Source organism: Rhodanobacter sp. FW106-HT46G03, from assembly GCF_058789895.1.
Genome location: NZ_JBYTCC010000001.1, coordinates 2,390,222 through 2,414,981, shown reverse-complemented (window position 1 = coordinate 2,414,981; position 24,760 = coordinate 2,390,222). Strand labels below are relative to the sequence as shown.

At 63.4% G+C, this 24,760-nt stretch carries 26 protein-coding genes, 1 tRNA gene and 1 pseudogene; 12 read left to right on the top strand and 16 right to left on the bottom strand.

Annotation, left to right across the window (positions count from 1 at the left end; all coding sequences use genetic code 11):
- Nucleotides 1-56 precede the first annotated feature (56 nt).
- Nucleotides 57-2,634 (bottom strand): annotated as a pseudogene (gene mutS / locus AC3WP6_RS10630) (DNA mismatch repair protein MutS).
- 83 nt (nt 2,635-2,717) lie between these two features.
- Between mutS and AC3WP6_RS10625 the strand changes: the two are divergent.
- The 10 genes from AC3WP6_RS10625 to AC3WP6_RS10580 all read left to right on the top strand — a co-directional run bounded on the left by AC3WP6_RS10625 (nt 2,718) and on the right by AC3WP6_RS10580 (nt 11,008).
- A complete protein-coding gene (locus AC3WP6_RS10625) occupies nt 2,718-3,227 on the top strand; it encodes a CinA family protein (protein ID WP_492627679.1) in 510 nt (169 codons plus the stop codon).
- Between the two features lie 122 nt (nt 3,228-3,349).
- Nucleotides 3,350-4,390 (top strand): recombinase RecA, encoded by a 1,041-nt coding sequence (gene recA / locus AC3WP6_RS10620; RefSeq protein ID WP_492627678.1) that lies wholly within the window; start codon nt 3,350-3,352, stop codon nt 4,388-4,390.
- Nucleotides 4,391-4,449: 59 nt separating this feature from the next.
- Nucleotides 4,450-4,944 (top strand): regulatory protein RecX, encoded by a 495-nt coding sequence (locus AC3WP6_RS10615; protein WP_492627677.1) that lies wholly within the window; start codon nt 4,450-4,452, stop codon nt 4,942-4,944.
- 65 nt (nt 4,945-5,009) lie between these two features.
- Nucleotides 5,010-7,649, top strand: a complete 2,640-nt coding sequence (gene alaS, locus AC3WP6_RS10610) for an alanine--tRNA ligase (RefSeq protein ID WP_492628684.1) — start codon at nt 5,010-5,012, stop codon at nt 7,647-7,649.
- 259 nt (nt 7,650-7,908) lie between these two features.
- Nucleotides 7,909-8,118 (top strand): carbon storage regulator CsrA, encoded by a 210-nt coding sequence (csrA, locus tag AC3WP6_RS10605; RefSeq protein WP_492627676.1) that lies wholly within the window; start codon nt 7,909-7,911, stop codon nt 8,116-8,118.
- A 71-nt stretch (nt 8,119-8,189) separates the two neighbouring features.
- Nucleotides 8,190-8,282: transfer RNA gene (locus tag AC3WP6_RS10600), tRNA-Ser, on the top strand.
- A gap of 365 nt (nt 8,283-8,647) precedes the next feature.
- Nucleotides 8,648-8,830 (top strand): YodC family protein, encoded by a 183-nt coding sequence (locus AC3WP6_RS10595; RefSeq protein ID WP_492627675.1) that lies wholly within the window; start codon nt 8,648-8,650, stop codon nt 8,828-8,830.
- A complete protein-coding gene (locus AC3WP6_RS10590) occupies nt 8,827-9,096 on the top strand; it encodes a DUF6953 family protein (RefSeq protein WP_492627674.1) in 270 nt (89 codons plus the stop codon). The genes AC3WP6_RS10595 and AC3WP6_RS10590 overlap by 4 nt, the downstream gene beginning before the upstream one ends.
- 275 nt (nt 9,097-9,371) lie before the next feature.
- Nucleotides 9,372-10,235, top strand: a complete 864-nt coding sequence (locus tag AC3WP6_RS10585; protein ID WP_492627673.1) for an SMODS domain-containing nucleotidyltransferase — start codon at nt 9,372-9,374, stop codon at nt 10,233-10,235.
- 5 nt (nt 10,236-10,240) lie between these two features.
- Nucleotides 10,241-11,008: a hypothetical protein gene (locus AC3WP6_RS10580; RefSeq protein WP_492627672.1), complete on the top strand. Its 768-nt coding sequence runs from the start codon at nt 10,241-10,243 to the stop codon at nt 11,006-11,008.
- A gap of 30 nt (nt 11,009-11,038) precedes the next feature.
- Here AC3WP6_RS10580 and AC3WP6_RS10575 read toward each other — a convergent pair whose 3' ends face one another.
- The 11 genes from AC3WP6_RS10575 to AC3WP6_RS10525 all read right to left on the bottom strand — a co-directional run bounded on the left by AC3WP6_RS10575 (nt 11,039) and on the right by AC3WP6_RS10525 (nt 18,496).
- Nucleotides 11,039-11,569, bottom strand: a complete 531-nt coding sequence (locus AC3WP6_RS10575; RefSeq protein WP_492627671.1) for a hypothetical protein — start codon at nt 11,567-11,569, stop codon at nt 11,039-11,041.
- A 3-nt stretch (nt 11,570-11,572) separates the two neighbouring features.
- Entirely contained in the window at nt 11,573-11,899 is a 327-nt protein-coding gene (locus tag AC3WP6_RS10570; protein WP_492627670.1) for a P27 family phage terminase small subunit, read from the bottom strand.
- A gap of 145 nt (nt 11,900-12,044) precedes the next feature.
- A complete protein-coding gene (locus tag AC3WP6_RS10565; RefSeq protein WP_492627669.1) occupies nt 12,045-12,305 on the bottom strand; it encodes a hypothetical protein in 261 nt (86 codons plus the stop codon).
- On the bottom strand, nt 12,302-12,493 hold the full coding sequence (locus AC3WP6_RS10560) for a hypothetical protein (protein WP_492627668.1): 192 nt from the start codon (nt 12,491-12,493) through the stop codon (nt 12,302-12,304). The genes AC3WP6_RS10565 and AC3WP6_RS10560 overlap by 4 nt, the downstream gene beginning before the upstream one ends.
- Nucleotides 12,493-13,458: a phage major capsid protein gene (locus AC3WP6_RS10555; protein ID WP_492627667.1), complete on the bottom strand. Its 966-nt coding sequence runs from the start codon at nt 13,456-13,458 to the stop codon at nt 12,493-12,495. Before AC3WP6_RS10555 ends, AC3WP6_RS10560 begins: the two co-directional genes overlap by 1 nt.
- Nucleotides 13,459-13,593: 135 nt before the next feature.
- The gene (locus tag AC3WP6_RS10550) at nt 13,594-13,815 is read right to left on the bottom strand and encodes a hypothetical protein (protein ID WP_492627666.1); all 222 of its coding nucleotides are present in this window, start codon (nt 13,813-13,815) and stop codon (nt 13,594-13,596) included.
- A 557-nt stretch (nt 13,816-14,372) separates the two neighbouring features.
- Entirely contained in the window at nt 14,373-15,902 is a 1,530-nt protein-coding gene (locus tag AC3WP6_RS10545) for a phage/plasmid primase, P4 family (RefSeq protein ID WP_492627665.1), read from the bottom strand.
- A complete protein-coding gene (locus AC3WP6_RS10540) occupies nt 15,899-16,105 on the bottom strand; it encodes a helix-turn-helix domain-containing protein (RefSeq protein ID WP_492627664.1) in 207 nt (68 codons plus the stop codon). Before AC3WP6_RS10540 ends, AC3WP6_RS10545 begins: the two co-directional genes overlap by 4 nt.
- Nucleotides 16,106-16,242: 137 nt before the next feature.
- Nucleotides 16,243-16,776: a hypothetical protein gene (locus AC3WP6_RS10535; protein WP_492627663.1), complete on the bottom strand. Its 534-nt coding sequence runs from the start codon at nt 16,774-16,776 to the stop codon at nt 16,243-16,245.
- Between the two features lie 20 nt (nt 16,777-16,796).
- The gene (locus tag AC3WP6_RS10530; protein WP_492627662.1) at nt 16,797-17,291 is read right to left on the bottom strand and encodes a hypothetical protein; all 495 of its coding nucleotides are present in this window, start codon (nt 17,289-17,291) and stop codon (nt 16,797-16,799) included.
- Nucleotides 17,288-18,496, bottom strand: a complete 1,209-nt coding sequence (locus AC3WP6_RS10525; protein WP_492627661.1) for a tyrosine-type recombinase/integrase — start codon at nt 18,494-18,496, stop codon at nt 17,288-17,290. Before AC3WP6_RS10525 ends, AC3WP6_RS10530 begins: the two co-directional genes overlap by 4 nt.
- Before the next feature lie 699 nt (nt 18,497-19,195).
- Here AC3WP6_RS10525 and recR point away from each other — a divergent pair.
- A complete protein-coding gene (gene recR, locus AC3WP6_RS10520) occupies nt 19,196-19,792 on the top strand; it encodes a recombination mediator RecR (protein WP_492627660.1) in 597 nt (198 codons plus the stop codon).
- 12 nt (nt 19,793-19,804) lie between these two features.
- Nucleotides 19,805-20,149 carry a histidine triad nucleotide-binding protein gene (locus AC3WP6_RS10515; RefSeq protein WP_492627659.1) on the top strand — a complete coding sequence of 115 codons (345 nt, stop codon included), beginning with the start codon at nt 19,805-19,807 and terminating at the stop codon, nt 20,147-20,149.
- Nucleotides 20,150-20,216: 67 nt separating this feature from the next.
- Here the strand turns inward: AC3WP6_RS10515 and AC3WP6_RS10510 are convergent, their stop codons facing one another.
- The 4 genes from AC3WP6_RS10510 to AC3WP6_RS10495 are packed head-to-tail and all read right to left on the bottom strand — an operon-like array spanning nt 20,217 to nt 24,721.
- On the bottom strand, nt 20,217-20,825 hold the full coding sequence (locus AC3WP6_RS10510) for a Slp family lipoprotein (RefSeq protein ID WP_492627658.1): 609 nt from the start codon (nt 20,823-20,825) through the stop codon (nt 20,217-20,219).
- 52 nt (nt 20,826-20,877) lie between these two features.
- The gene (locus tag AC3WP6_RS10505) at nt 20,878-22,830 is read right to left on the bottom strand and encodes a transglutaminase TgpA family protein (RefSeq protein ID WP_492627657.1); all 1,953 of its coding nucleotides are present in this window, start codon (nt 22,828-22,830) and stop codon (nt 20,878-20,880) included.
- Nucleotides 22,827-23,774: a DUF58 domain-containing protein gene (locus AC3WP6_RS10500; protein WP_492627656.1), complete on the bottom strand. Its 948-nt coding sequence runs from the start codon at nt 23,772-23,774 to the stop codon at nt 22,827-22,829. The genes AC3WP6_RS10505 and AC3WP6_RS10500 overlap by 4 nt, the downstream gene beginning before the upstream one ends.
- Entirely contained in the window at nt 23,774-24,721 is a 948-nt protein-coding gene (locus AC3WP6_RS10495; protein ID WP_492627655.1) for an AAA family ATPase, read from the bottom strand. Before AC3WP6_RS10495 ends, AC3WP6_RS10500 begins: the two co-directional genes overlap by 1 nt.
- Nucleotides 24,722-24,760 lie beyond the last annotated feature (39 nt).

The following is a 24,760-nucleotide window of genomic DNA, read 5'->3' as shown; positions in this document are numbered from 1 at the left end:
GAAACCCGAGCCACGGGGGTTTCGGATCAGCGTGGGTCGCGCTGCCGAATCCCGTCTCACGCGTCGGGCCGCAAGGCCTTCAGCCGGTACAGCGCGTCCAGCGCCTCGCGCGGCGACAGGGTGTCAGGGTCGATCGTGTCCAGCGCATCTTCGATGGCCGAGGGCGCGGGCGGGGCAAACAGCGACAGCTGCGGTGAGTCCGCGGCAGCCGTTTGCGTGCTGCCGGCAAGCATGCCGTGTTCGAGCTTTGCCAGCGTGCGACGCGCATCGGCAATCACCGCGCGCGGCAGGCCGGCGAGTGCCGCCACCTGCAGGCCGAAGCTGCGGTTCGCCGGACCGTCCTTCACCGCGTGCATGAACACCAGTTGCTCGCCGTACTCGACCGCGTCGAGGTGCACGTTGGCGATGGTCGGGTACTCGTTGGCGAGCTCGGTCAGCTCGAAATAATGGGTGGCGAACAGCACGAACGCATGGCTCACGGTGGCCAGGTGCACCGCGGCGGCGCGCGCGAGCGCGAGGCCGTCGTAGGTGCTGGTGCCGCGGCCCACCTCGTCCATCAGCACCAGGCTGTGCGCGGTGGCGTTGTGCAGGATGTTCGCGGTTTCGCTCATTTCCACCATGAAGGTGGATTGCCCGCGTGCGAGGTCGTCGCCGGCGCCGATGCGGGTAAAGATGCGGTCGACCGGACCGATCACGGCACGGCTGGCGGGCACGTAGCTGCCGATGTGGGCGAGCAGCACGATCAGCGCGTTCTGCCGCATGTAGGTGCTTTTGCCACCCATGTTGGGGCCGGTGATGACCAGCATGCGGCGGGCTTCGTCCAGCATGAGGTCGTTCGGCTCAAACGGCTCTTCGCGCACTTTCTCCACCACCGGGTGGCGCCCGCGTTCGATCTGCATGCCGGCGGTTTCGGTGAGCTCCGGCGGGTTCCAGTCGAGCGTGTCGGCGCGTTCGGCGAGGCAGCCGAGCACATCGAGTTCGGCGATGGCCTGGGCGGCCTGCTTCAGTGGTTCGAGCCGCTCGGTCAGGGTGCCGAGCAGGGCGTCGTAGAGTGCGCGTTCGCGCATCAGCGAGCGTTCCTTGGCCGAGAGCACCTTGTCCTCGAACTGCTTGAGCTCCTCGGTGATGTAGCGCTCGGCGTTCTTGGTGGTCTGGCGGCGGGTGTAGTGCGTGGGGGCCTTGTCGGCCTGCGCCTTGGTGATCTCGATGTAGTAGCCGTGGACGCGGTTGTAGCCGACCTTGAGCGTGGGGATGCCGCTCGCTGCACGCTCGCGTTCTTCCAGCTCCACCAGGTACTGGTCGGCGTGGTTCGCGAGCCGGCGCAGCTCATCCAGCTCGGCGTCGTAGCCGTCGGCAATGATGCCACCATCGCGCTGCAGCACCGGCGGTTGGGCGACGATGGCGTGCACCAGCAGCTCGGTGCTGTGTGCGTGGTCGCCGATACGCGCGACCAGCGCGTGCAGCAGCGGACTGTCCAGCGGGGCGACGCGCTCGCGCAGGGCGGGCGCCGCGAGCAGGCCGTCGCGCAGGGTGGAAAGGTCGCGCGGCCGCGCCGAGCGCAGGGCGACGCGGGCAAGGATGCGTTCCAGATCGCCGATGGCGCGCAGTTGCTCGCGCAAGGGCGCGTAGCCGCGGTTGTCGATCAGGGTGCCGATGGCCTGGTGGCGCGCGCGCAGCACGGCGTGCGCACGCAGCGGGCGGTTCAGCCAGCGGCGCAGGAGGCGTGCGCCCATCGGCGTCACGGTTTCGTCCAGCACGCCGAGCAGAGTGTGTTCGGCGCGGCCGCTTGGGTGGGTGTCCAGCTCCAGGTTGCGCCGGGTGGCGGCGTCCAGCGCAATGGTTTCGTCGGCCGATTCCACCGCCATGCCGGAGAGGTGTGGCAGCGCGTTTTTCTGGGTTTCCTCGACGTAGGTAAGCAGGCAGCCGGCGGCGCCGATCGCCAGCGGCAGGTGCTCGGCGCCGAAGCCGGAGAGATCGCGGGTGCCGAAGAAACGGTTGAGTTCCCGGCGCGCGGCGTCGGCGTCGAAATGCCACGGCGGGCGCTTGCGCAGGCCGGGCATGGCGGCCACCGCGGGCGGCAGGGCGGCCGCTTCGTCCACCAGCGTTTCCGCCGGCTGCAGGCGCGCCAGCTCGGCGGCCAGACCTTCGGCGTCGGCGACTTCGCTCAAGAGGAAACGCCCGCTCGAACAGGTCGGCCCAGGCCAGCCCGTAGCCATGTTTTGGCCCGGCGGCAATCGCCAGGAGCAGGTTGTCCCGCCGCTGTTCGAGCAAGGCCTCCTCGGTGACCGTGCCGGGGGTCACCACGCGCACCACCTTGCGCTCCATCGGCCCCTTGCCGTTGGGGTCGCCGAACTGCTCGCAGATGGCCACCGACTCGCCCAGCCGCACGAGCCGCGCAAGGTAGTTCTCCACTGCGTGGTACGGCAGGCCGGCCATCGGGATCGGCACCCCGGCGGATTGCCCACGCTGGGTCAGCGTGAGATCGAGCAGCCGCGCGGCCTTGCGCGCGTCGTCGTAGAACGTCTCGTAGAAGTCCCCCATGCGGAAAAACAGCAACACATCCGGGTGTTCCGCCTTCACCGCCAGGTACTGGCGCATGAGCGGGGTGTGCTGGGAGATTTCGTCGTCGGTCATTGCAGGGTCTTGGCGGGTGCGCGCCGGAAGGGTAGAACGAAGAGCCGCGTGCTGCTGCACGCATTCCAGCCGGAGAGTGTCGCATGGAGCCTGCTGCCATCCCCACCGATCAAGACCTGCTCGCGCTGGCGCAGGGCGTCGCGGCGGCCACGCTGCGGCAACGCCTGATGCTGGTCACTGCCGAATCCTGCAGCGGCGGCTGGATCGCCAAGACCCTCACCGATATCCCCGGCAGCTCAGCCTGGTTCGATGCCGGCGTGGTGACCTACAGCTACGAGGCCAAGCAAGCCTTGCTGGGCGTCGATCCGCGCACGCTCGAGCGCACCGGCGCCGTCAGCGAGGAGACTGCACTGGAGATGGTTTCCGGTGCGCTGGCGCGCTTTGGCGCCGGGGTGGCGGTGGCCGTCACCGGCATCGCCGGGCCCTCCGGCGGTACGCCGGACAAGCCCGTCGGCTCGGTCTGGATCGCCTGGAAGCGCCGCGGCGGCTACGCGCACACCAGGCTGTTCCACTTTGATGGCGACCGTGACGCCGTGCGCCGACAGACGGTGGCCGCGGCCCTCATCGGCGTGCGCAAGACGCTGACAGTGTGATGCGCATGCGGCGGGCTGGCGCGCTTGACCGGTATGGGATACTTCTTCCGGCCTGATCGCAGCCGGTGAGACGCCATCAGGCCATGATGCAATCCATTCACAGCCCACTCGGAACCCCCACGATGGATGACAACAAGCGCAAGGCCCTTGCCTCTGCCCTGAGCCAGATCGAAAAGCAATTCGGCAAGGGCGCCGTGATGCGCTTGGGTGACCATTCGCACGAGGCGATCGACACCATTTCCACCGGCTCGCTGGGGCTGGATATCGCGCTCGGCATCGGCGGCCTGCCGCGGGGCCGCGTGGTTGAAATCTACGGCCCGGAGTCTTCCGGCAAGACCACGCTCACGCTGCAGGTCATTGCCAATTGCCAGAAGAACGGCGGCACCGCAGCGTTCGTCGATGCCGAACATGCGCTCGACCCCACCTACGCCGCCAAACTCGGCGTCAAGGTGGACGATCTCCTGGTTTCGCAGCCGGACACCGGCGAGCAGGCGCTGGAGATCACCGACATGCTGGTGCGCTCCGCCGCGGTCGACGTGGTGGTGGTCGACTCGGTGGCCGCGCTCACGCCGAAGGCGGAAATCGAAGGCGAGATGGGGGATTCCCACGTCGGCCTGCATGCGCGGTTGATGAGCCAGGCGCTGCGCAAGCTCACCGCCAACATCAAGCGCTCCAACTGCCTGGTCATCTTCATCAACCAGATCCGCATGAAGATCGGCGTGATGTTCGGCAACCCGGAAACCACCACCGGCGGCAACGCGCTCAAGTTCTATTCCTCGGTGCGCCTCGATATCCGTCGCATCGGCGCGGTGAAGAAGGGCGACGAGGTGATCGGTTCGGAAACCCGCGTCAAGGTGGTGAAAAACAAGGTGGCGCCGCCGTTCCGTCAGACCGAGTTCGAGATCCTCTACGGCGAGGGCACCTCGCGCGAAGGCGAGATCATCGAGCTGGGGGTGAAGGAAAACCTGATCGAGAAATCCGGCGCCTGGTACAGCTACAAGGGCGACCGCATCGGCCAGGGCAAGGAGAACGTGCGCCAGTTCCTGCGTGACAACGCCGCGATCGCCAACGAGATCGACACCGAGCTGCGTGCGCGCCTGCTGGCGGACGTTGGCGGCAAGGCCGAGCCGGTTGCCGAAGCCGCGGCCACCGAAGAAGCGTGATGCCGGGCGCGGGCACGACGGGGTCAGGATCCAGCGCGGCCACTGCGGGGTAACTGCCGTTGCCGCGCCGACTCAAACCGCCGTCCGAGCGTTTTCGCCCCAGCGCCTATGATAAGGCGCTGGGGCTTTTGGCCCGCCGCGAGCAATCACGGCTGGAGCTGCAGCGCAAACTCGCGCGCAGCGGTTACGAGCTGGACGAAACCGGCGCTGCGCTCGATCGGCTGGGCGCGCAGCATTATCAGGACGACGCCCGGTTTGCCGAGATGCTGGTGCGCCAGCGCGTGGCGCAAGGCTACGGCCCACAGCGCATCCGCATGGAGCTGCGCACGCACGGCTTGGGCGATACCGAGATCACACCGCTGCTGGAATCCGCCGAGGTCGACTGGAACGCGAGCGCACTTGCGCAGCTGCGTCGACACTACGGCAACCGTGCGCCGGCAGATCGCGCGGAACAGGGCAAACGCGCGCAGTTCCTGTTGCGGCGCGGCTTTGCTGCGGCCACGGTAAGATATGCCACCCACGCCGAGGTGGACGAGGCCGACGAAGCATCCTGATCGCGGCCCGCCCGTGGCGTGTCCTTTTCGCAATTGGCACGCCACGGCGCATGACTCAGACCCCGATGACCACGGCCGCTATCCGGTCGACTTTTCTTGAATTTTTCCGTACCAGGGGGCACACCATCGTGCCGTCCAGCTCGCTGGTGCCGGCCAGCGACCCCACGCTCCTGTTCACCAACTCGGGCATGGTGCAGTTCAAGAACGTATTTCTCGGCAGTGAAAAGTTGCCGTATCAGCGTGCGTCCGACGTACAGCGTTGCCTGCGGGCCGGCGGCAAGCACAACGACCTGGATGCCGTGGGCTACACCGCGCGCCACCATACATTTTTCGAAATGCTGGGCAACTGGTCGTTTGGCGATTACTTCAAGCGTGAAGCCATTGCTTGGGCGTGGGAGCTGCTGACCCAGGTCTTCAAGCTGCCGGCCGACCGGCTGTGGGTCACCGTCTACCACACCGACGACGAGGCCTATGGCATCTGGCACGACGAGGTGGGTGTGCCGGCCGAGCGCATCGTGCGCATTGGCGACAACAAAGGGGCGCCGTACGCCTCGGACAACTTCTGGCAAATGGCCGACACCGGCCCGTGCGGCCCGTGCACCGAGATCTTTTTCGACCATGGCGAGGAGATTGCCGGCGGCCCGCCGGGGTCGAAAGACGAGGATGGCGACCGCTACATCGAGATCTGGAACCTCGTGTTCATGCAGTTCGACCGCGCGCCGGATGGCACGCTTTCGCCACTGCCTGCGCCCTGCGTGGATACCGGTATGGGCCTGGAACGTCTGGCCGCGGTGCTGCAGCACGTGCATTCCAACTATGAGATCGACCTGTTCCAGCGGTTGATCAAGGCCGCTTCGGCATTGACCGGCACGGCCGATCTCGCCAGCAAGTCGCTGCGCGTGATCGCCGACCACATCCGCGCCTGCGCGTTCCTCATCGTCGACGGCGTGCTGCCGTCGAACGAAGGCCGCGGCTACGTGCTGCGCCGGATCATCCGCCGCGCCCTGCGCCACGGTTGGATGCTCGGCGTGCGCGGCGATTTCTTCTGGAAGATGGTCGCGCCGCTGGTGGCCGAAATGGGCGAGGCCTATCCGGAGATCCAGGCCAAGCAGGCGTTTGTCGAAGATGCGTTGCGCACCGAGGAACAGCGCTTTGGTGAAACGCTGGAACACGGCATGCGCGTGTTCGACGATGTCGCCGGCAAGCTCACGGGCAAGACCATCCCGGGCGCCGACGCGTTCCGTCTGTACGACACCTATGGTTTTCCGGTCGACCTCACCGCCGACATCGCGCGCGAGCGCGGGCTGGACGTGGACATGCCCGGCTTCGAGGCGGCGATGAACGAGCAGCGCGAGCGCGCCCGCGCCGCCGGCAAGTTCGAGGCCAAGGGCCAGTTGCCGGCCGAGCTGGCGAGCCATCTCGCCAAGACCGATTTCCTCGGTTACCAGACGCTCTCCGCTACGCGTTGCAAGGTGCTGGCCATCGTGCGCGATGGCACGCAGGTGGCGCAGCTGGCCGAAGGCGAGCACGGTTTCGTCATTCTCGACCGCACGCCGTTCTACGCCGAGTCGGGTGGTCAGGTCGGCGACACCGGCATGCTGAGTTCGGCGCACGGCCGCTTCGACGTGGTCGATACCCTCAAGATGGGTGGCGTGTTTTTCGGTCACTCCGGTACCTGGCACGGCACGCAGCCGCTCAAGGCCGACGATCCGCTCGATGCCCAGGTGGACGTTGCGCGTCGACAGGCGATCGTGCTGAATCATTCAGCCACCCATCTCTTGCACGCGGCGCTGCGCCAGGTGCTTGGCACCCACGTGGCGCAAAAGGGCTCGCTGGTGGCGCCGGATCGCCTGCGTTTCGATTTCTCGCACCACAAGCCGATGAGCGCGGCGGAACTGGCCGAGGTCGAGACCATCGTCAACACCGAGGTGCGCCGCAACGCGCAGGCCGAGGTGCATCACATGGCCTATGACGACGCGATTGCCACCGGCGCGATGGCGTTGTTCGGCGAGAAATACGGCGCCGAAGTGCGCGTGCTGAAGATGGGGGATTTCTCCACCGAGTTGTGCGGCGGCACCCATGTCGGCCGCACCGGCGACATTGGCGTGTTCAAGATCGTCGGCGAATCGGGTGTGGCCTCCGGCGTGCGCCGCATCGAGGCGGTGACCGGCGCTGGCGCGCTGGCGCACATCGACGATGAAGAGCGCCGCTTGGGCGAGATCTCGCACCTGCTTTCCGGCAACGGCAGCGAGGTGGTCGACAAGCTGCACCAGTTGCTGGATCGCCAGAAGAAACTCGAGCACGAGCTGGAATCCCTGCGCGCCAAGGCTACTGGCTCGGCCACCGCCGACCTCGCTGCGCATGCCGCGGACATCGGCGGCATCAAGGTCGTCGCCGCACGGCTCGAAGGCTTCGATGCCAAATCGCTGCGCGATGCGGTGGATCGCCTGAAACAGCAATTGGGCGATTGCGTGATCGTGCTGGCCGGCGCCGCCGATGGTCGTGTGGCGCTGGTGGCTGGCGTGCATGGCACTGCGCTGGGCAAGATCAAGGCTGGCGATGTGGTTTCGTACGTGGCCAAGCAGATTGGCGGCAAGGGCGGTGGTCGCCCCGACATGGCGCAGGGCGGTGGCGACGATGTGCCGGCGCTGTCGACGATTCTTGCCGGTGTGCCGTTGTGGACATCCGATCGGTTGTCGGCATAAGGCCGGTCGCTGGCGCGTGTATGCGACGCCAACACTAAAGATACCGCGCGTTGCGCCGATCAAACCCGATAGGTAGTATCACCCGATCAACCAGTGGCACGGTGTCGCCGTGCGCTAGTCGTCGCAACAGATGGCCGGATGGAAAGCCGGGAAGGCGCGAGGGCCTTCGACGGTTGATCGTCGAGCCGAAGCAGCGGGCGCTCAGGGGTGAGGCTCCGCCGTTTCGTGTTTGCAACCAGGAATTGATGGAGTAGTAACCATGTTGATTCTGACCCGCAGGGTTGGCGAAACCCTGATGATCGGTGACGAGGTGACCGTTACCGTGCTGGGCGTGAAGGGCAACCAGGTGCGCATCGGCATCAATGCACCCAAGACGGTCGCGGTTCATCGCGAGGAGATCTACCAGCGCATCAAGAGCGAACACGACGGCGGCCCGGTGCCTCCACACGACGATCACTCCGAGTCCTGATCGACACCCTCGCCTTTACCTGCACCGCCGCCACCGCTATCCTTGCCGGCTTCGCTGCAACCCACTCACCCGGAGAGATGCCCGAGAGGCCGAAGGGGCTCCCCTGCTAAGGGAGTATCGGGTTAAACACCTGATCGAGGGTTCGAATCCCTCTCTCTCCGCCAGATACGCAATTAAGCCCCTGTTTCTAGGGGCTTTTTTGTTGCTCAAGGTATTGCCGTCCCGCTTTGCGTCCCTCTCTCGCGATCCGGTCGCGGGCGAACGCTTACGGACAAGGAACGGCGCGGGCTGCTCCCCTTTCGCCTTCGCGATCTAGGCTTGGGGCCGTAGGCCGGTAAGGGTCGGCTAGCGCGCGGCCCTCCTGCACACGCCTGCATGGTCGGTGGCGTTTTCCCGTCGTCGCGGGCAACGCACGAGCATCCCCAGCGTAGGTGGTTGTCTACACGCACACCAATACCGGCGCGATCTTTCATGCGCTCGATGGTGCCGCTATGCTGTCAGAGTCTTCAAAAAGGAAATGGGGGCGCTTGTGGCAAAGCAATCAACATTCAATTTAGGCGACATCGTCAAGCTCAAGGCTGGCGGTCCAGAGATGGCCGTGCAGATAGACTTTGATGGCAAGACGTACCGATGCCAATGGTTCGCAGGGAAAAAGCTGGAAAGTGGCGTTTTCCCTGTTGAATCTCTCGAACCGGTCAAGCCGAAAAAATGAGCGACGCTGCCCCAGCTGCGAAATGGATGCAGGCGCAGATTGATCGTGACGGGTGCCTTTACCAAGATGACGTCATAGATCATCTCGTCAAATCTTCTCAAGAAGATTTGCTGCGCGAGAATGCGGACGGCAACCTTGTCCTGGGGACGGCGCTACTGAATGCGTTTCGCAAGCTCAATGCGGAAACCGTTGTGTGGGTCAAGCCGGACTTCTATTGGCGAACACGCGTGGCTGAGGATGAGCCGGGACGTGAGGCGCGCGGCTAGGTACGGCCTTCCACGCGGCGCGCTCCTGCACACGCCTGCATGGCGTCAGCGCTAATCGCGGTACTGGCGCGCCCTCTGCGATCGGTGCATATTCATACGCGGGGGATCATCCGCATGGAACGCAGTTAGGGGCGGCTACGAAGGACGACCATGCAGGCGCAAGTTGCGCTGCGCATGAGAGCGGTCACGGATACGCGAACCAAGCGAAATCTGCCAACGGAGGAAGCCGCTCGCCGCAATGGTGCTCCGAGCGCGGATGTTAGTTGGAGAATTGCATGGCTTATACAGTTGCCGTTTCCTTTGATCAGTTCTACGAACAGATCAATCTTGGAGGCGATCACCGCAGTACTGCTAATGGTCGTAAGGACGATATCGTTGCGAAGCTCGGCAAGTCGTTTGAAATTGTCGAAGCATTCAGCACTGGTTCGATACCTAAGTTTACGGCGCTACGACAGCACGCCGATCTAGATGTGATGGTCGCACTGCACTACGACAAACACATCAAAGGCAAGACCCCAACTGAAGTTCTGCAAAGCGTTCGGAATGCGTTGTCGCAATGGCGAACGGGTGTCCGCCGCAATGGTCAAGCGGTAACCCTTAGCTACACGACCTGGCCCAGCGTGGACGTCGTTCCCGTATCACGATCTGTCGATGGCAACGGCAAGGTTACGCACTACAACGTACCCGACTCCAATACGGACAAATGGATCGAGTCCAAGCCGAAGGAGCTTGCCGCAGCCATCGAATCAAAGGCATCAGACTGCGGCGCCAATTTCAGGCGGATCATCAAGATGATCAAGCACTGGAATCGCGTCCATAGTGACTACCTCCAGAGTTATCACATTGAAGTATTGGCCATCAAACTTTTCCATTCCGATCTCAGCGATACACCTTGGCAGGTCTTCCAGTTTTTCAGCAACGCCAGACCGCTTCTTGAAAGCTATTTGTGGTACGAAAATGGATTCGCCGACGACTACCTGAGTTGGTCTGACCGACAGGAAGTGCTAAAGCGCTTCGATACTGCAATCTCGAAAAGCAGAGATGCGTGGCACAAAACCTACGGCACCAACAGCGATCACAAAGGTGCTATCGAAATTTGGCGGCAAATTTTTGGAAGTGACTTTCCAGCCTATGGATAATACAGATGTCACGCTCTGATCCCATCCGAAAGGAATATTTTGAAGCAGTCGAACTGGGCGACAAGGCTTCTGACATCCTGTTCTACATCGGTGCCGCTCTATCCATTCTCAGCCTACTTGTTGACCAGACAAAGTACCCCGTTCTTTCAACTGTAGTCCTGATCGCCTTTGGCTTATCGACGCTGCTGTTGTTTGTCATCGGGCTTGTTTCCCGTCTTTACCTTGCGCCTCGCGCGCAGGATAAACGCCTCCAAGATTTCTTTAGCAGCGCTTGTGGCGTCAACCTGACCCATCAAAAAACAGACGGCTACTACAACAACAATCTCACCGATCCATTAAAGCGGATGGCCGCGCAGGTACTGGAGAATAGCCACTTCAGCAAAGCCATTGCTCTGCGAATGGCAAGAACTGAGCGCATAAAGATAGTTTTATATGTCGCACTTTGGATAGTTTGTGTTCTCTGCCGACAAACCGAACTTGGTGTCATCGTTGCCGCATCACAGGCAATATTCAGCGAGCAGTTGGTGGCGCGATGGGTTAGGATCGAATGGCTTAGAGTCCGATTTGAGAAAGCATTCGGCGATGTCTACAAACTATTTCAATCACAACCGCCGACCGAGCAATTCAATGCAATCGCGCTGGAGGAAGTTTGCCTGTACGAAACCGCGAAAGCCAATGCCGCAATTACCCTGTCATCTAGGATTTTTGAAGATTTGAACCCTTCTCTTTCCAGCGAATGGGATGACATCAAAGCTGCCGTTGGAATCCAATAAGCGGATTACCCCAGTACTCACGTTGTCGCTTCAACTCCATGCTGAAACAACCCTCAGCGGATACCGGACTGGCTCGGGAATCTGGCGGCGCTCTGCCGGCAGCAGTAGACCATGACGTCTCAAGTAGACACGCTGCGACTCGAACGCGGGTGGATTGTCGGGATCGCCAAACCATGCGGGGATTCCGTAGTGATGCGAAGGGGCATAGTTCAGCGCCTCGTGAAGAGGCATCCCTTCACCGCAAAGCTTGCGGCGCGTTTCGATCAGGCGCGGAGCCAGCAAGGTGCGTGACCAGCGCCCTAGCTGCGCAGGATCGAGACGGGGCGCATCGTACCGCCACCACATCGCTGGGCGCGTGCCAGGCTGGCTCTTGATCCAGTCGGCAAGGATGCCGGCGCGGTAGTCCTCCCACAGTAATCGCATGACGTCGTAACTCTCCGCGTCCAGCGCAGTGAAGGAATTGGCGTCGGCCGGCAGCGGGGTATCAGTGAGGATCGCCCAATGCGTCGGGTCGATGGCTTCGCGTCGCGAGCGGGTGCGGAGTCGGCGTGTCGTCGGCATCGTTCAACGTCCTGCCGGGCGGCCCGGTCGGTCATGGAGCGGCTCAACGTCCAAGTTCAGCGCCCGCAGCGCGGCGAGCATTTGGGCACGGGCGTCGCGCTCGGCGGGCAGCAAGTGATGGGCCTTGCGTTGACCGAACCGATCAAGAATGGTCATGCCGTCGCGAGCAATGGCCGCCTGCGCGTGACGCATCCGGTCGAACGCTTCCAAGCCCGTTTGCAACAGCAAAAGGCCCGCGTCGTCCTCAATTTCGTACTCGGTTCGCAGCCGTTTCCACCATGCTTTCGCCTCAGTGGATAGCCCTTTGGGTGCGGTTTTCGCTGTGGACATGGCTGGATTTTTTGTAAGGCAACCTTTGTTACATGTTTAAAAAATGGGCGCGACGTTTTCCGACACAACGCCCCCGGATGCTGCTGATACCCCCCCTGATGCTCGACAAGAACCGTTCTGTTCGACCAAAGCCGGGCAGCGTCGGTCAGTGCAGTTTTTTCAGTGTCGCGGGATCGTGGATGAAGGCGCGGAAGCGCATGGCGTTGTGCGAGTCGTTGGAGTCCGCCAGCACCAAGTCCGTCATGCAATACACCTCAAGCATCGGCACGCCTTTGACGTCGATGACCTCGGCGGCAAACGGTACAAAGTCGCCATCGCTGACTTGCTTGACGTAGGCGATCTGTTCCTTGACGTTGTTCCATGCACGCGGATAGCTGCGCTCGGTTTCGTTCAAGTCGAGCATCATGGGCGTACTTCCTTCGCAAGCTGCTGTTCAAAGACTTCCATGCGCTGCTCGAAAGCCGTCATGCGATCCTTGAGTTGATGGTTGAGGCGCACGAGATTGGCGGCGAGTTGCGTGATGTCGCCGCGCGTCGCGGGTGCGTCGCGTTCGGCGGGGGTCATGCCGGCGAATAGCTGGTCAAAGCCGTTCATCACCAGTTGGCTCCCGTGATGACCGCGACGCCGCCGACGCGCTGGTTTTCCCAGTTCGCGCGGATCACTGCCTTAAGAGCCACAGTATTTGTGGCAAACATGCTGACCATCTCTGCCGGCGAGGTCGGTGTATCGGCCATGACCAACGAGGTCTGATCGGACTGGCTCAACTCGATACCTTCCAGCGCCAGCGCGATCCCGGAAGCGTCGATCAATGCGAGCTGGCCGCCGGAGCTGTCGCGGGGACTGAACCGGGACACCAGCAGCGGGATGCCGAGAATCGAGCCGCCGCGCGGGCCAGCATCGGGGAACAAGAAGCTGCCATTTGCGCCGCGTACCATCGCCAGCCCCGTCGCGGTGTCGGGGTCGGTGACGAGGTAGGCGGATGCCATGTCGCCCGCGAACGCGGCCACCAGCGCCTTGAGATCGGCGGCAGCATCACTGCTGGCGGCGATGGTCGGTGCGCCGTGCGTGACAGAAGCTGGGATGGCGTCGGTGCCCGCGTTGGCCGGATCAAGGAGTGCCGAGTCCAGCGCACCGACGCAGCCGGTGTCCAGGTCGGCCTGCAAGCCCGCTTCGGCGGCGGGCGATTCGGCGCGGAGCGCTTCGGTGGTGGTGCAGATGATGGCGGCGACCTTCTTCACGGTCAGCATGGAACCGGCGAGCACGGGCTTGAGCAGCGGCACGGGTGCAGCTTCGGAAACCCAGAAACCTTGCGCGCCGTTCTTGCGGGCCAGCATGAGCTTGTTCATCGGAACGGGGCGCGTGCCGACGAGTCCGCCCAGCACGGACTTTTCGCGCACTGCGCCGGCGTACTCGACCGCTTCAGCGGTGCCGAGGTCGCCGGTATTGATCGCGGATTGCGCGGCCTTGGCGATGGCGAAACCTTCGGCAGGCCAGCGGGCCGCAGCGAAGGTGTTGATTTGTTCGGGTGAACCGCCGCCGCCGAACTGTGCGGCCTTCATGCGGATGAAACTGCGGCCGCGCGGGCCAGTGGAGAACGACATGGGTGAATCCTCGTTGCGAGTGGGTACGCATCGAGGGTGCGCCAGCGGCTTGGTGGTTTATGGCTGTGCATGGCGGTTTATGGCGGTGTAGTTCTACAACTCATCTTCTTTTTCTTGATGCGCCGCTTCCCACGCCGCCAGTTCGGTGAGGCTGTATGACCAGCGCGAGCCGTTGACGGTGAGATGGTGTGCGCGCGGGCCGGTGCTGGGGCGAGCATTACGCTTGCCGGCGAGAGTACGTGCAGCCATGCCTAGCAGCTTCGCCGCGTTTTCCTCCGAGACCCGACCGCTGGCCATCGGGTAACCCTTGTCCACGCATTCCGCCTCCAGCGCCGCCACACGCGCGTCTAGCTCCGCATCTTCATCGTGGAACTCGAACCGACACCGGGGGCATGTGTGGGTAGTCACCAACGCTTCTCCTGTTTCTCCTGTTTCTCCGGCCCGCGACGCGGCGACCGGCTCGTTACCGCAGCCCCGACTACCGGCGAGCCGCGCGACGCGCTCCTGCACGCTCCTACGTGGGCGGCGATCTGCCGGGGCTAGTCGGGCGCGAGACTGCCGGGGGGCATCAATCCGACGGTTGCCGACGATACCGACGATAAAAACCTACTCCTTACCCTCTATCTCTCTATTCCCTCTTTTTTTGTTTTATTCCCTGCAAATAGAAAGTAATCGTCGGTATCGTCGGCAACCAGTAATACCAAGGCTTAGAACCGTCGGCAGGATCGTCGGTCTATCGTCGGTAGGATCGTCGGCAGCGCCCATCGAACATCCTGCCGGCAACCTCGCTGCGCTCGCGCGGCAGGCCGAAGGGGGGTCTATCGTCGGTAGACCGACGATCAACCGACGATAGGTGCCTCACCCGGCAGTCATCAAATGTCAGCCAGTTTTTTTCCATCTTCATTGAGGTCGATCCCGCGCCAGCACCGCTTTTTTCCATCGGTTCCGCGCCTGACACGCCCGTCATGCAAACCCGCCAGCGCTTCACTCAGTTTGTTGGAGAAAACGGTGGGCATCTCCTGTTGCTGGCGCCACACGTTGTACTTCTTGGTGAAGTAGGTCGGGTCAACTTTCTCATCAGGCCCAAGCACGCAGTAGTCCTTCACAAATTGGGCAAGTGGGTTTCCGGTTTCGTACCAATCTTCGCGGGCCTGCTCTGAACTTTCCGGCTCATCGAACCGGCCGCGTTCACGCAGCCGCCGATAGCCCTCCATCGCCCACAGCGCAATGCCCGGCAGTTCGTCGGTCAGCTTGTCCAGCAGCCGGTGATCCTCCCGATCAAAAAACGACCGGCCCAACTGGAGGATCAGGAAACGCGAGCTGATGGCGTCCGAACTATCTGCGAACTGCGGCAGCGTATTCGTCAACATCATGACCCGGACGCCGAGCTGATCGGTGATCGGCTCCTTGCCTTTTCGATCCACCATGACCGGATCATTGCCCACAATGCGCAGCAGGTTCTCGACAACCGCCATCGTGTCCTTCTTACTCGACAGCTTGGCATCGCTCACAAGGAGCAGCCGCTTGTTGATGGATTCCTGAAGCCCGAACCGTTCACCAATGGCGTTGATCGCCGGGCTGGACACCATCGACTTGCCCAACAGCCCCTTTAACACTCCGCCGATGGTGCCTTTGCCAGCACGCTTCGGCCCGACGATGAGCAGCGCCTTCTGCGCCCACATATCGCCAGACAGCACGTAGCCGAACCACTCTTGCAGCAGGGCAATTTCGTCGGCCTTGTCGCCGAACAACTCTTCAAGAAACTGAAGCCAGCGCTCAGGCTCCGGCGCATCCGGGTCATAGCGCCAGTCCGCACCGTTCGGCACGAACGTGTACAAGGTCGGCTTTGACTTGCCGGACAGCATGTCCACAATCTCGCCGCGACAGACCATGCAGCCTTGCCCATCGACCTCGCGCCAGCTTCCGTCCGAATCGCGCACACAAGGCACTGCCAGGTCTGACGGGATCGTTTCGTTGCTTTCGATCTGGAAATAGATGGTGTTGACGTTCGGCTGCGACGTCACGAAGTCATGAATGTCGCCTTCCGCATCGACCTGCCGGCAGAGCAGCAGCCGCTTGAACAAGGCGCTTTCCACATCCTTCTTCGTCACCAGCACCCAGCGCTGGCCCTTGTACTGGTACCAATCTTCCCGGTAGTAGACCAGCAACCGAACGCTCTTCCTGGTGAAGTAGCGATCCAGCACGATCTGCGCCGCGCCGAACGGATTGGTACGCAGCGACGGCAGCACCGGGTTGCGCTCATCTGCCTGCGCAATGGCTTCTTCTTCCGCAGCAAGTAGCCGCTGCGCTTCCTCGCGTATCGCTTCATCATCTAGCGGGTGTGAAGGTTCTTGTGTCGCGCCCGTAGCGCCAGCACGGCGTCCTTTCTTCGTTGTGCTCACGCATGGCTACCCGACTTGACGCGGAACTTCTCAAGCACGCGGTCGCAGGAGTCGGCATGGATGAGGGTGCGCTGACCAAGCTTGCTAACTTCGAGGTCGCCGGACTTGATGAGTTCGTAGATCGTGGAGCGGCCCACACCGAGACGGCGCGCAGCGTCCAGCGGGGAGTACGCCAGCGGCGCGGGGGGCTTGTCGTCTTTCATGCTGCGTCCTCCAGAAAGGTCAGACGCGAGACGGAAGTGTTCGCGTCCGTAGCCGCTTAGGTAACTGGCTACGGACACGAATTAGATACCACACCTTAGGAAATTATCGACGGTGATTTCCGGCGAATTTGTTCATCTCACTTAATTTGGCTGCCGTGCTTGCTGATTTCCTCACGATAGGAGCGCATTGCCTGCTCGCGAACTTCTTCTGTGAAGCCTACTCGTTGCAGCAAGGGTTCCATGAATTCTTGAAGAAGGGCATCCGTTTCCTGAAAGAAGGAACGATCATCCTCAAGCTGCTTGATAAGAGGCTCGACCTGGTCGAGTGCGACCGCATCTGCCGATTCGCGGAAAAAATGGTGTGCGAGCACGCGACGTCTCTTATTTGCCTCCACGAGTCGGTCTTGTAAGTTCGACGGAATTGAGCTGTGCTTTGCGAGGCGGTTGGAAAGCTCTTTCAACGTTTCGGCAAAACGACTGTCGTAATAACGATCATGTTCTTCAGGAGTCCACCGGCCGCTAGTTTTTTTATACAGATCAAGCCACACAAGGGCATTCACAATTCCGTGTTCGAGAACTTGAACAAAATACATGGCTAGGCCATATCTTGCACACAACCTTTTGAAGGGCGGGTCATCCTTATCCCCATAACCGTCATCTGTCATATTCATGGATAGACGCCCCTACTGGTTCAATGGAATATCAATGTCGCGAGGCGACGAAGAGACATTTTTGCTAAATGCTCGGCTTCGGGTGCGGTGGAACGCAAGGCTAACTCCTTCACTTTACGCGCGGTTTCCAACTGGCTACGTTCGCGGATTTGGATGGATACTTGCTCCGCGAAAGCCTGTGCAAGATTCCTGCGCTTCATTGCCTCCTGTTTTCTTTGTTGAGCGGCGGAATCGGAAGCATTCTTGCGTTGTGTCTGAGATTTTCTATCGCGCTCGACATGCGGCAAGGCATCGAGTTTCAGCGCTTCTTGCTCGGCACCCGATATGTCATTCAACACAGCCATGCGCCCAACATCGGTGGTTGCGGCCTTGTAGCCTTCGTCAAGAAGGTCGGCGGTCAGTTGCAATTCTTCGTGTCGGCGAAGTTGCGCAATGCGCGCCGCCGGGGCCTTCGACTTCAACGAGCGCACTATTGCGTCGAAGCTTGGTGGAGTCCGAACCCGCTTGGCGCTCATGCCTTCGCCCCTTCGCGAATGCCGCGCACGTTGCCGGCCGGCGCTGGCTTTGCGCAGTACTTCGCCCAGTCCGCCATGAGGCGAGCGCGCTTGTTCAGTAGATCGGTACGGCGATAAACAGCCTCTACGCCTTGCACCGCGTGCGCCAGTGCGGCCTCGGCCACGTCGCGCGGATAGGCGGTCTGGTCAGCGGCCCAATCGCGGAAAGTGCTGCGGAAGCCGTGGGCGTCGAAGCCGGGGCGAATGGTGCGCAGCGCCTTGAGCATGGCGGCGGTCGTGATGGGCTGATTTTTCTTGGAGCTGGGGAACACGTAGGCATTGACGCGGGGCAGTTTGCGCAGTAGTTCGACGGCGGGAGGCGATAACGGCACGCGATGCTCCTTGCCCGCTTTCATGCGCTCGCCCGGAATCGTCCACGTCGCGCCGTCTAGGTCGAACTCGGCCCATCGCGCGTTCGCAACTTCGCCAGGGCGGCAAGCGGTCAATATTTGAAGCTCCAACGCCAGTGCCCCGAGTCCAACTTGCTGGCGAAGTTCGGTCATGAACGTCCCGGCTTCGCTGTAGGGTAGGGCGGCGCGGTGTTCAACCTTCTTTAGCTTCGTCGGCTTGGGTAGAAGATTCTCAAGATGCCCGCGCCAGCGCGCCGGATTCTCCCCGCTGCGGAACTTGCGAGCTGTCGCCCAATTCAACACCGCTTCGATCCGCTGCCGGACGCGCGTGGCGGTTTCGGTTTTCGTCGTCCAGATCGGCGACAGCACCTTGATGATAAGGTCGGTGTCGATCGCCCCCACGGGCAGCGGTTGGAGGATCGCTGCATAGGTGTCGAGCGTCGATGACCACTGGGCAGCGTGCTTTTCGTTGCGCCAGCCGTCGCGGTGCGCGTCCATGTACATCTGCGCACACTGGCCGAAGGTAGTACGTCGAACACCTTCCACCTTGGACGCATGGATGGGGTCGATACCTTCGCGGAGTTGCTGCCGACACTCCAGCGCATCGCGGCGAGCCTTGACTAGCGGGACGTCGCGAACGGGGCCGAGTCCCTTGTCACGGGTCTTGCCGGTGTTACGGTCTCGCCATCGAAAGACCCACCGTTTGCCGCCGCGCGCTTTGTCGGGGGGTACGTACAAGTACAACCCGCCTCCATCAGAGTACCTTCCCGGCTTCGTCGTGTTCTTGACACCAATCGCTGTGAGTTTGTTGTCCATACATGCCTCCGCCTAGCGTCCGCCAAACCTTACCGTCCCGACTTCCGTCCCGCTTTATCGCACCCGCTGTAGGCGAATTATAGCGGACGGCCTCGGACGAGGTTATACAGAAAAGCCTTGTAGCATAAGGACTTGAGGCTTGATTATCGGACGAGCGCGAACGCGGGCAAATTGGTAGTTAAGGGACTCTCTCTCCGCCAGATGCATCAAACGACGCCATGTTTTGCATGGCGTTTTTTGTTGCCCTGCGTATGGCGGCCGCATCCGATGCGGCTCGATGCCATGACGTTGATGGGGAGCCGGGTCGCAGGACCCCGCCGTGTGCCGTATTGTCGATCGCGACACGGGTACGCGATTCCCAGGATCCCCGGCCGATGACCGCACTGCGCACCGTCCAGGTCAAGGGCCTGCCAAGGGGATGCGTTTCAGGCGGGACGCGCATACACGTCCTGAACCAGCGCGGATGTTGCTGGATTCAGCGCCTGCAGAGGCATCCGGCAGCACCACTCCGAGGACTGCGACCTGAGCGTCTTCGACGACGGTTTCATCCGGCACAGCGAAGGCCAGCTCAACGACCAGCCGCAAAAGCGGTTAGGCTTTCGCACCGCGCAGCGTCGTCGAACAGTCGTTCAAACGCGCTGTATTTCGCAGTTGAATCCACCGAATCTCTCCTCTCCGATCCCGAATTCCGGCTTCATCATGTCCTCCCCCCTGCTTGCCACCTTGATCGAATCGCTGCGCTGCCTGCCGGGCGTAGGCGGCAAGAGTGCGCAGCGGATGGCGTTTCACCTGCTGGAACGTGATCGCGAGCGCGGGTTGCGGTTGGCGGATGCGTTGCGCGAGGCGATGGAAAAGATCGGGCAGTGTTCGCGCTGTCGTGATTTCAGCGAGAGTGCGCTGTGCACCATCTGTGCCGACGGCACACGGGACGCGCATTTGTTGTGCGTGGTCGAGTCGCCGATCGACCTGGTGGCAATCGAGCAGGCGACCGGGTATCGCGGGCGCTATTTCGTGCTGCACGGGCGGCTCTCGCCGCTGGATGGTCTGGGCCCCGACGAGCTTGGCTTGCCGCTGCTCGCGCAGCGCCTGGGCGAAGGCGAAATCGAGGAAGTCATCATCGCCACCAATCCCACGGTGGAGGGCGAGGCCACCGCGCATTACCTCGCGCAGCTGGCGCGGGCCGGTGGCATCAAGCCCACGCGGCTCGCGCATGGCGTGCCGCTCGGCGGCGAACTCGAATTTGTCGATCGCGGTACGCTGGCGCACGCCTTCGGCGGGCGGCAATTGCTGGATTGAAGGAAGGAAACCATGGGCGACACCATCTTCGGCAAGATCATCCGGCATGAAATCCCGGCTGATATCGTTTACGAAGACGACGAAATACTCGGCTTTCGCGATGTGAACCCGCAGGCGCCGGTGCACGTGCTGTTCATTCCGAAGAAGCCAATTGCGACGCTGGACGACGCGGAGCTCGACGACGCGGTGCTGCTCGGCAAGCTGCAGCTGGCGGCGGCCGCTTATGCACGGCAGGAAGGCTTGGCGGGGAAGGGCTACCGCACCGTCATCAATTGCAATGAGGACGGCGGGCAGACGGTGTTCCACCTGCATCTGCACCTGCTTGCCGGTCGCCGTTTCACCTGGCCGCCGGGCTGATCGGCACCGGCTGGAAACAACAACGCCAGCGCAAGGCTGGCGTTGTCATCCAGGGTTGCGACAGGCGTTACTTGCGGGGCGCCGGCGCTGGTGCGGGTGCGGGTGTTGGCGCGGGACGCACCACGATTACCCGCGGCGCGCGCCAGTACGGGTAGCCGTAGCCGCCGTAACCCCACGGCCCCCACGGACCCCAGAACGGGTCGTAGAAGCCCGCCGGATACGGGGTGTTGACGTACACCGGGCGCTTCGGCCACAGGTACACGACATTGGCCGCCACGCGCGGGTACGGGTAGTCGTATTCGCCCACCTTCTTGGTCACCGTGCCGTCGATCCTGCCGGTCACCGTCAGCTCGCGGCCGCGGGCGAACACCTCGGGATCGTAGAAGCCGCTGTGGCACGCCACGAAACGACCTTGATCGCTGCCGGATTGGCCGGTGATGGGGCGTGCCTGCTTGTCCAGCGGACGCGCAAGCAGGTAGAAGCAGGTTTCCTGCGGACCCGGTTCGGTCTTGATGATTTCGCCGCCCCAGCGCACTTCGGCCCCGCTGGCACCGCCTTGTTGTGCGGCCGAGTTGGTGACGTCGGTATAGGTGCCTTGCAGCGGTTTCGGCATCGTTGCGCAGCCGCCGAGGAGCGCGGCGGCGGCAATCAACGCGAGGGGACGATACAGGGACATGGCGGTTTCTCCATGAAAATGGCAGGGGCGGCCAACGCCGCCGGACAGGTGTCTATTTGATCATGCGCCGCCCGCGAAATTCGCGCGTGGCCCGGCGCAACGCCCGCAACGATTCAGCTGCTGGCTCAGTGTTGGCGTAACGCAGTTCAAGGTAAAGGTGCATCAGTTTCACCAGTGTCTCGTGTTGCGTTGGCAAAGCGTCTGCCGCGCGTTGCAGGAAATCGCGCGGGCCTTCGCCCTTGGCGCGAACCACTCCGACGTGGGCGAGTTTGCGCTCGATCACGCGTAGTGCAGCGCGCACCGGATCATCGCCCGCCCGCCGCCGCCACACCCAGGCCAGCCCGGCCAGCATGCTGAGCACGCATGCCGCCGCGAGCAGTGTCGTCAGCGTGGCAGTGTCGATCTTGCGGATGCCGAAGGGTTGCAGCAGACCTCGCTGACGAAGTGCATTGAAGCCATTAACGCTCTGGTTCCACCAGCGGTTGACGATGTCCCAGTGGTTGCGCACGGACTGCAGCCAGCCAGCCTGGTACCACGGCAGCTGGCCGGGCACGGCGGCAGCCGCGCCTTCGTTGATGCGCTGCGGGCGCACCGCGGCGGTGGGGTCGACGCGCACCCAGCCACGGCCGGCGATCCACACCTCGCTCCAGGCGTGGGCATCGGAGTTGCGCACGAGAAGGTAACGCCCCATCGCGTTCCAGTAGCCGCCCTGGTAGCCGGTGACGACGCGGGCCGGAATGCCGGCGGCGCGCATCAGCACGGTGAACGCGGACGAATAGTGTTCGCAAAACCCGTCATGGGTGTCGAACAGGAAATCGTCCATGGCGTTGCGGCCAAGTGGCGCTGGCGACAAGGTGTAGCGGAAGCCGCCGTCGTGGAACAGGTCGAGCGCTGCGCGCACGATCGCCATCGGGTGGTTGCCGTAGCGCTCGTGCCATTGCTGCCCCAGCGCCAGCGCCCGCGGGTTGAACCCGGCTGGCAGTTGCAGCCAGCGAGCCGGGCTGTCGGCCAGTTGCGGTTCGAGCGTGTAGTGCGTGGCCGACGCCAGCGTGTAGTCGGTCAGCCGGTTGACCGGCTTGGCCGCCAGCAGCACGCGGTCGTGCAGCAGCGTTGCATCCGCCGGCGCGGCCAGCGGCACGTCGAGCGTCGGCAGCATATGTTGCGAGGTGGGTTCGAGGCTAATGTGGTAGCGGATGCCGGCGGCGGCTTCCAGCGGGGCGGGCGGGCGAGGGCTTCGGCGATAGCGCGTCCAGCTGTAGCCGTCGTAGTAACCCATCACGTAGGCGCGGAAGTAGCGCAGGCCACGCGCTGGCGGGGCGCCATCGAAACTGACCCGCATTGCCGGGCTGTCGTCCACCAGCAGGTGCGTGTAGTCGGCGGGCGTCATGCGATCGCTGAGGCCGGTGCGCTGGTCGGTGTTGCTGGCGCCGCCCCACAACGGGGAATCCAGGCGCGGCACCAGCAGGAAGGCCGCGAGCGCCAGCGGCAAAGCCGCCACCAGCAGGCCGGCGCCAGGCAGCAGTTCACGCCAAAACCGGGCCGGCACGCGGCGTCCCGGTTCCAGCGAGCGCAGGGCCGCGAGCGGCGGCAACAGGCCGAGGGCGACGGCAGCGGTGGTTACCATGCTTTGGTCGAACAACAGCGCCGCCATCAGCGTGAAGCAGGCGAAACTCATGCCGACGCGCGCGTCGCGTGCCGATTCGGTTTCCAGCAGTTTGAGCACCAGGAGCCCGACCGCCAGCGCTGCGCCGGGGGCCTGCCCGAAGATATTGCCGTACCAGATGACGATGGCCAGCAGCAGCGCGGCCAGCAGCGGCAGCTTGAGCCATGCCGGTACGCGACCCTGATGGCGGCGCCGCAACCACCAGCGCAGCGCGAGCAGTGGCGCCAGGCTGGCGGTAAGCCACCACGGCAGATGCGGCGCATGCAAGGCCAGCACCGCGGCAAGCGCCAGCGCCATCAGGTCGAAGCTGCGGGTGGCAACCGGCGCGCTCGCGGCTTTCACGGCAACACCGCCAGCGCGCTCATGCAACGCGCGTAATGGGCGGCGCCGCTACCGACCGCAATGTCATCGTTCGGCAGGCGCAAGCTGTAGCGGTGGCCTTGCGCTTCGGCTTCGCCGACCCAGCGCGCAAGCCGGGCGATACGTGATTCGCGATCCAGCGTGCGCAACGCGTCCCAGTCCAGCCGCCAGGTTTCGCGCGGTTGCGGGTGGTCGAATTCCTTCACCATCAGGTCGAGGTGGTGCGCGCTGGCCTTCCACGCGATGTGCCGCAGCGCGTCGCCCGGGCGATAGTCGCGCAGCGCGGCGAGTTCCTCGCCCGGGCGCGCAACAAGTTGGGCCTGGCTGGCATCGGGCTGATGCGGCGACGGGCCGGCAGCCTCGGCGCGCGGCCACACCAGTACGGACTGCGCCGGGTGCAGCCAGCTCCACGCACGAAACAGGCCCCATGGCCAGGTGCTCCACACCCGCAGGCGCGGCAGCGCCAGCCAGCCGCGGCGCGTGGTCGGCAGGTGCACGCGCAGCTCGCTGGTGCCGTGCACCGCACACGCGGCGTGGATGCCGGCAAGGTCCACGCGCACCGATTCGTGTTTGCGCCGTGCGCTGAATTCCAGCGTGAGCTCGATCGGCTCGCCGGCCACGGCGTTGCCCGCACGGATTCCGCGCAGCGTAAGGCCATCCAGCGTGCGGAACGCCACCAGCATGCTGGCCGCGCTGCCGGCGCCGAGCAGGCAGGTGAGCAACAACGCCGCGTTGTTGGCGTAATTCAGCGCGCCGGTCAGCATCACCAGCAGCAGCGCAGCAAAGCCGACGCCGAACGCGGTAGGCAGGATATAGACACGGCGCCGGGTCAGCTCGATCGGCAATGGCTCGCGCTCGCGCAGCCGGGTCAGCGCAGGCAGGCGGCGCTCGGCGAGCTGGATCACGCGACGCCACACGGTTGGCATCAATCCACCGCCACCTCGGCCAGCAACTGGCGGGCCAACGCCTCGCCGCTGGCGCCGCGCGCGGCGACGAAGCGGTGCGCGGCGAGCGGCACGAACAGCGCCTGCACATCTTCCGGCAGCACGTAGCTGCGTTGGTGGAGCAACGCCCAGGCACGCGCGGCCAGCAGCAACGCCAGCCCGGCGCGCGGCGACAAGCCGGTGCGGATGCCGTCGTGGCGGCGGCTGGCCGCGAGCAGGGCTTGCAGATAATCGAGCAGGGCGGGACTTGCGGTGATCGCCTGCGCCTGGGCCCGCAAGGCAAGCAGGCCGGCGCCATCCAGCGCGGGGTGCATGCGGGCCAGGAGGTCACTGCGGTTGTTGCCGGTCAGGAGTTCGCGTTCGGCCGTGGCATCCGGGTAGTCCAGCGACAAGCGCAGCATGAAGCGGTCGAGCTGGGAATCCGGCAGGGGAAACGTGCCGGCGAGGTCGAGCGGGTTCTGGGTGGCGACGACAAAAAACGGCTGCGGCAGCGCGTGGGTCTGGCCATCGACCGTGACTTGGCCTTCAGCCATGGCTTCGAGCAGCGCACTTTGGGTCTTGGGCGTGGCGCGGTTGATCTCGTCGGCCAGCAGGAGGCCGCCGAAAATCGGCCCCGGATGGAAACGGAAGTTGCCGGTTTCGCGTTCGTACACGCTGACCCCGACGATGTCCGATGGCAGAAGATCGCTGGTGAATTGCACGCGCTGGAAATCCAGCGCAAAGGTGGCCGCCAGCGCGTGCGCCAGCGTGGTCTTGCCGACGCCGGGCACGTCCTCCAGCAACAGATGCCCGCCGGCGATGAGGCAGGCCAGCGCGAGCTTGATCTGCCGCGGCTTGCCGAGCAGCACTTGGTTCAACTGGGCTTCGGCGGTGGCCAGACGCTGGCGCAAATCGGCGACGGCAGGCACCGCAGACAGAGCTTGGTTCATGGATGGCACCCGATACATGGCATTCCCGGCCATTGCCGG